Genomic DNA, 6,966 nt, shown 5'->3' with positions numbered 1-6,966 from the left:
CGACGCCTCATGATTATTGCGTGACCGCACTCCCGCAACACCCGTCCGAAGGGACAGAACGCGAACGCCCCTCGCTGGTGATCGCCCGGACGGCGCGCGCGCTCGCGGCGGCCGGTGTCGAGGCGCCCCGCACCGAGGCCGAGCAGCTCGCCGCGTACGTCCTGGAAGTGCCGCGGGGTCGGCTGGCGCTCGCCGACGGTTTCACCGCGGCGCAGCGCGACCGTCTGGACGCGCTCGTCGGGCGGCGGGTGACCCGCGAGCCGTTGCAGCACCTGCTCGGCTCGGGTTTCCGGCACCTGGAGCTGGCCGTCGGGCCGGGCGTGTTCGTGCCCCGGCCGGAGACCGAGCTGCTGGCCGGCTGGGGGATCGAGCGCGCCCGGGAGCACGCCGCGCCGCTCGTGGTCGACCTGTGCAGCGGCTCCGGCGCGATCGCCCTCGCGGTGGCGCAGGAGGTGCCCGCGGCCCGGGTGGTGGCGGTGGAGCGGTCCCCGGCCGCGCTGACCTGGCTGCGGCGCAACGCGGCCGGCCGGGCCGCCGCCGGGACCGGCCGGTCGAGGTGGTGGCCGCCGACGTGACCGATCCGGACCTGCTGGCCGATTTGGCCGGACGGGTCGACGTGCTGCTCTGCAACCCGCCGTACGTGCCGAGGTCCGTCACCGTGCCGCCGGAGGTGGCCGGGCACGACCCGGACGAGGCGGTGTTCGGCGGCGCGGACGGACTGGACGTGATCCGGCCGGTGGTCAGCCGGGCCGCCGCGTTGCTGCGCCCGGGCGGCGCGATCGGCATCGAGCACGACGACACGCACGCGGCGGCGGTGCCGGCGCTGCTGCGCGGCGACGGCCGCTACGACCGGGTGCGGGAGCACCGGGACCTCGCCGGGCGGCCCCGCTGGGCGAGCGCGTCCCGGCGGGCGGACGGCACCCACGCCGAGCCCGCCCGGGCGTGGCAGACTGACTCCTCGTGATGCTCTACGACTGTCGGTCGCCCGCCGACCGGGACCGCGGCATCGCCGCTGCCATCGAGGCGGTCAAGAACGGGAACTCGTCGTCCTGCCGACCGACACGGTCTACGGCATCGGGGCGGACGCCTTCACCCCGTACGCGGTGAAGGCCCTGGCGGACACCAAGGGTGGCGCCCGGCAGGCGCCCCCGGTGCTCATCGGTTCCCGGCACACGCTCGACGGCCTGGTCTTCTCGCTGCCCGGCGCGGCCCGCGACCTGGTCGAGGCGTTCTGGCCCGGTGCGCTGACCATCGTGGTGGAGCACTCGCCGAGCCTGGCCTGGGATCTGGGCGACAGCAGCGGCACGGTGGCGGTGCGGATGCCGCTGCACCCGGTCGCGCTGGAGGTGCTGCGGGAGACCGGGCCGATGGCCGTGGCCTCGGCCAACAAGATCGGCCAGCCCGCCGCGCTAACCGCCGAGGAGGCGCGCGACCAGCTCGGCTACGGAGTCCGGGCGTACCTGGAGGCCGGGCCTGCGGTCGACCCGGTGCCGAGCACAATCGTCGACCTGACCGGCGACGTGCCGCGGGTGCTGCGCGAGGGCGCGGTGACGCTGGCGAAGCTGCGCGAGGTCGTGCCGGACATCCTCGACGAGCGGGGGGTCTGAGTGCCGCCCTTCACCGTCCTGCACGTCTGCATGGGCAACATCTGCCGGTCACCGATGGCCGAGCGGCTGCTGCTGCTCGCGGTCCGGGAGCGGCTGGCCCGCCTCGACGTCGACCCGGCCGGGTCGGACGCGCTCGTGCACAGCCACAGCGCCGGCACCGGCGGCTGGCACGCGGGGGAGGAGATGAACCCGCCCGCCGCCCGGCAGGTGATCTCGCGCGGCGGTGACACCGAGGGCTTCGCCGCCCGGCGGCTGCGCTCCGACCTGATCGACGCCGCCGATTTGGTGCTCACCGCCACTGCCGACCAGCAGGAGTACGTGGTGGCGTTGCGGCCCGACGCCGCCGCGCGCACGTTCGTCCTCGGTGAGTTCGGCCGCCTGCTCGGCGGGCTGGACCGGTCCGCACTGCCGGCTGCCGAGCCGACGCCGGACGCCGTGTACGCGCGCGGCGTCGCCCTCGTCGCGGCCGCCGACGCGGCCGGCAAGACGCCTCCGCGCTGCCCACCGACGACCTGGACGACCCGTGGGGCCGGGGCGACCAGTGCTTCAGCCGGGTCGCCGACGAGATCGAGGAGACGGTGCAGCCGCTGGCTGCCGTCCTGTTCCCCTGATCGTGGTTCATCCTTCCTCGCGAACTTCCTGCGCATTCGCGGAAGGCGGGGGCGAAAGCGGCCGTTCCGGTCATTCTGAACTGGTCCGTACGGCCGGCTCCTGCGGGGAGAGCTGATGAACCGGGCCTATCTCGACAAGCTGTTCACCGTTGTGCTCGCCGGCGTGCTCGCCGGACTGGCCCTGGCCGCCGCCGCGCTGCCGGCCGCGCTGGTCTTCGGGCTCGGTGTGAAGAACCTGATGCCCTACACGGTGCTGCCGGAGGCGCTCAAGACGCCGCAGCCGGCGCAGCGCTCCAACCTGTACGCGAACGACGGGCGGACGCTGATCACCTCGTTCTACGTCGAGGACCGGGTGGACGTGCCGGTCGGCGAGGTGGCGCCGGTGATGCGCGACGCCATCGTGGCCGCCGAGGACGTGCGCTTCTACGAGCACCACGGCGTCGACGTGCGCGGCGTGGCGCGGGCGTTCACGGCCAATCGCCGCGAGGGCACCCGCCAGGGCGCGTCCACGCTGACCATGCAGTACGTGCGCAACGCGCTGGCCGGTGACCCCCGGCTGACCGAGGAGCAGCGGGCCGCCGCCACCGAGATCACCGTCGGGCGCAAGATCCGCGAGATGCGGTACGCGCTGACGCTGGAACGGCAGATCGGCAAGGACGAGATCCTCGGGCGCTACCTGAACATCGCCTACTTCGGCGCCGGGGCGTACGGCATCGCCGCCGCCAGCAAGCGTTACTTCTCCACCACGCCGGACCGCCTCACGCTGGCCCAGGCGGCGCTGCTCGCCGGGCTGGTCCGGTCCCCGGCCGACGACCCGATCAACGGCGACGCCGACGCGGCCCGGCAACGGCGGGCGTACGTGCTGGACCGGATGGTGGAGACCGGACGGGCGAGCGCCGCCGACGCCGAGGCGGCAAAGGCCACGGAACTGGCCCTCAAGCCCAACACCACACCGAACGACTGCGCCGCGGTGCCTGCCGACCACAACGACTGGGGCTTCTTCTGCGACTGGTTCACCCAGTGGTGGAACGCCCAGCCGGCGTTCGGCGAGAACGTCGACGAGCGGCAGCGGACGTTGCGCCGCGGCGGCTGGAAGATCGTGTCCTCGCTCGACCCGGATGTGCAGGCCAAGGCGAGCGAGCAGGTACGGGAGATCTATCCGGAGACGATCGCGCGGGCGGCGCCGACCGCCGTGGTGCAACCGGGCACCGGCCGGTGCTGGCCATGGCGGTGACCGCACCTACGGCACGGCCGCCAACCCGGCCGGGCAGCAGAACTACCCGAACACGGTCAACCAGCTGGTGGCCGGCGGTGGCGGCATCACCGGCTACCAGGCGGGCTCCACGTTCAAGCTGTTCGCGCTGCTGGCCGCGCTGGAGGCCGGGCTGCCGCTGGACACCGAGTTCGACGCCCCGCGCGTCTACGTGACGCAGTACCCGGTCGGCGCCGGCCCGGCGAGCTGCGGCGGCCGGTGGTGCCCGGAGAACGCCAACACCTACTGGATGGACGGCGACCGGGACATGTGGGACGCGTTCGGCCGGTCGGTGAACACGTACTTCGCGTGGCTGACCGAGCGCGTCGGCGCGGACCGGGTGGTCGAGATGGCCCAGCGGCTGGGCATCGTGTTCCGCGCCCCGGCGGACGCCCGGATGGCCCGCGAGGGCGCCGAGAGCTGGGGGCCGTCACGCTCGGCGTCTCCGCCACCACGCCGCTGGACCTGGCCGGCGCGTACGCCGCCGTGGCCGCCGAGGGCACCTGGTGCCGGCCCACGCGGTCACCTCGATCACCGACCCGGCCGGCCGGAAGGTGGCCGCCGGCAACACCGACTGCCGGCAGGTGCTCGACACCGAGGTCGCCCGCGCGGCGGCCGACGCCAGCCGCTGCCCGGTCGGCGACCAGTCGATGTACCGGCGCTGCGACGGCGGCACGGCCGAGAACTGGCCCCGGGCCTGCGCCGGCCGGTGGCGGGCAAGACCGGCAGCTCGGAGCGGAACGCCACCGAGACGGTCGTCGCGTTCACCCCGCAGCTCTCCGTGGCGACGATCGCCGCGAACCCGGACGACCCCCGGGATGCGGTCGGCGGAGGCGTGCAGAAGCGGCAGATCGCCGCCGTGGGCCGTATCCTCGCGTGGTCGCTGCGCGACGAGCCGGTACGCGACTTCGTCCCGCCGGCCAGGCCGTGGCCTTCCAGCGCACCAGTCCGCGAACCGGCAACTGACCTTCCTAACCGCCGGGGTGTTCGGCGCCTCGGGCTATGTTGCGGGCCATCCCGCCGAAGACGACCGCGTGGAACGGGGCGACCGAGGCCCAGTAGAGGTACCTGCTTGTGCTCCTCGGCCCGGGACTGCCCCTTGAGAACCTTGCCGACGTGCCAGTCGGAGGTGTGCAGGATCTTCATGTGGGTGCCGCCTAGAACGGGATGTCGTCGTCGGAGGAGCCGGAGCCGACCACCGCGAACGGATCGGCGGCCTGGGTGATCGACCGTAGCGTCTCCGAGGGCGCGCGGCCCGCCTCCGACACCCGGTGGCCCACGCCGGGAACGGGAACTCCAGGCAGAGCGGCACCGGGATGTCCGGCTGGTTGACGAACATCGTGCCCGGCTTGGCCAGCAGCGCCCGCTGCCGCTGGGCGGGCGGCAGGAAGCCGTACTCCGGGCGGGGACGCCTCGGCCGGGTCGAGCCGGCCCACCACCCGGATCGCCGAGTTGGTGACGATCCGCCGCTCCACCTCGCTGGCGGTCTGCTGCGCGCCGACCAGGATCACGCCCAGCGAGCGGCCCCGCTCGGCGATGTCGAGCAGCACCTCCTTGATCGGCGACGAGCCCTCCCGCGGCGCGTACTTGTTCAGCTCGTCCAGCACGACGAACAGCAGCGGCTGGCCGTGCCCGCCTTCTCCTTGCGCTCGAACTCGCTCTTGAGCGTCACGCCGACCACGAACCGCTGCGCGCGATCCGGCAGGTTGTGCAGGTCGACCACGGTCACCTGGGCGCTCTCCGCCGTGTTGATCGAGTGCGGGCGGCGGGTCGCCAGATCACCCCGGATCAGCCGGCCCAGGTCCTTCTTGCTGCCGATGAGCCGGCGGGCGAACGCGTTCACGGTGCCCAGCCCGACCGCGCTGCCCGCCCACTTCGCCGCGCGTCTCGTCGTCGTTGAGCTGCTCGACCACGTGGTCGACCAGATCGGCGTACGAGCCGAGCCGCACCCCGTCGATGCTCACCCCGCCGTCGGCGGGCTGGGCGTAGCGGGCCAGGTGCGCGGCGACCGAGTGCACCACCATCGTGTACTGCTGGCGCTCGTCGTCGGCGTCGGCGAACACGTACGGCAGCAGCCGGTCGGCGCAGAAACTCGTTCAGCGTCCAGTAGAAGCTGTCCACGCCGGTGAGCCGGCTGCTCACGTCCGGCGTGCCGGAGGAGTCGCCGACCCGCGGCGGGGCGTACACCCGCACGTCCGGGAACGCGCCGGCGTCCAGGCCCAGCTTCGCGTACGCCGCCCGGGTCGGGTCGTCGAGCCGGCTGTTCGGGTGGTCGAGGAAGAGCAGGTCCTCGCCCTTGACGTTGAAGATCAGCGCCTTCGCGTTCACCGCGTCGCCGCCCAGCACGCCGGAGCGGAACACCGAGTAGAGCAGGAACGTGGCGAAGCTCGTCTTGGTGGCGACACCGGAGATGCCGGAGATCGACACGTGCGCGCCCCGGGTGCCGTCGAGGAAGTCGGCGGTTGAGGTAGACCGGCACGCCGTCGCGGCCCATCCCCATCGGGATCCGCCGCTCCATCCGGTCGAAGTGCAGCGCCCGGGCCCGCGCGTCACCCTCGGCCCGGTGCACCACGGCACCCGGCGTGGGCGGCACGTAGAACTCCGGATCGACCCGCGTGGTGGTCACCTCGGCCGCCTCCTGCACCTGCGCCGGCGCGTGCCGTGGCGATGGCGAAGACGTCGGAGTCGAACTGCGCACCCTCGTGCCGGGCGCGCACCTGGGTCACCACCCCGGCGATCGTCACCGGCTCACGGTCGGGCAGGTCGCGGCGGGTCACCACCACGTCGTCGAGTTGCAGGTAGCTGCCCGGCGCGACAGCCGTCCAGAAGGTGAGCGGGGTGGCGTCAGCGGTGCCGAGCACCCGGCGACCACCTCGCCGGGCCCGTCGAGCTGGTCGTCGGTCATCGGCGGTCTCCGGTCGGCTGGTCGTACCGTTGGCGGTGCACGTCGTGCATCCTGCCCGAGGGATGCGACAGGTTGCCACGCGACGCGGCGGACGCCACGTCCCCGTGCGCCGAACGGTAGCCACCCGGGTCCGCCCGATCACGATGCGTGCGTTTCCTCCACGTCCGCCCCTCCCGATGCCACGCCGCGCCGCGCCGCCAGGCCGTGCCGTGTTGCGCCGCCGCCCGCTGCCCGCCGCCGGGTTCCGGGGTGTCCGCCCGGTGGCCGGCGGCGGTGCCGTCAGGTGGTCGAGGTGGTCTCCGCGCCGTACGGTCGGGCCCGGCGGTTCGATGGAACACGATGGGTGTCTCCGCGGGCGCGATGACACCATGGCGGCCCACCCACCGCCCGCCCACGCGGAACGCGCCGCTTCCTGTCCGTACCCTCCCGGCAGGCGGGAACCATGTCCCACTGGTGAGGACAACGCAGAGATCTTGGTAGGAAAGGGCCCCTATAGGGGCCGTTTGGTACCAAGATCTCGCGTGCCGCGTGCCGCGTGCCGCGTGCCGCGTGCCGCGTGCCGCGTGCCGCGTGCCGCGTGCCGCGTGCCGC

The 6,966-nt window shown here is 73.6% G+C and carries 5 pseudogenes; 4 read left to right on the top strand and 1 reads right to left on the bottom strand.

The window, feature by feature from the left end:
- Positions 1-20 precede the first annotated feature (20 nt).
- The 4 pseudogenes from prmC to KSK32_RS00575 all read left to right on the top strand — a co-directional run.
- Positions 21-916, top strand: a pseudogene (gene prmC / locus KSK32_RS00590) (peptide chain release factor N(5)-glutamine methyltransferase); the annotation flags it as partial.
- 34 nt (positions 917-950) lie between these two features.
- A pseudogene (locus KSK32_RS00585) lies at positions 951-1,607 on the top strand (L-threonylcarbamoyladenylate synthase).
- Positions 1,608-2,218 (top strand): annotated as a pseudogene (locus KSK32_RS00580) (phosphotyrosine protein phosphatase).
- Positions 2,219-2,333: 115 nt separating this feature from the next.
- A pseudogene (locus tag KSK32_RS00575) lies at positions 2,334-4,392 on the top strand (transglycosylase domain-containing protein); the annotation flags it as partial.
- Positions 4,393-4,627: 235 nt separating this feature from the next.
- On the opposite strand, the pseudogene KSK32_RS00570 reads toward KSK32_RS00575, so the two are convergent.
- A pseudogene (locus KSK32_RS00570) lies at positions 4,628-6,375 on the bottom strand (ATP-binding protein).
- Positions 6,376-6,966 lie beyond the last annotated feature (591 nt).

Origin of the sequence: Micromonospora sp. WMMB482 (assembly GCF_019038635.1) — a bacterium.
GTDB classification, from domain to species: domain Bacteria; phylum Actinomycetota; class Actinomycetes; order Mycobacteriales; family Micromonosporaceae; genus Micromonospora; species Micromonospora marina.
Note: the sequence above shows the minus strand (reverse complement) of the source record. Positions and strands in the feature narration are given on the sequence as shown.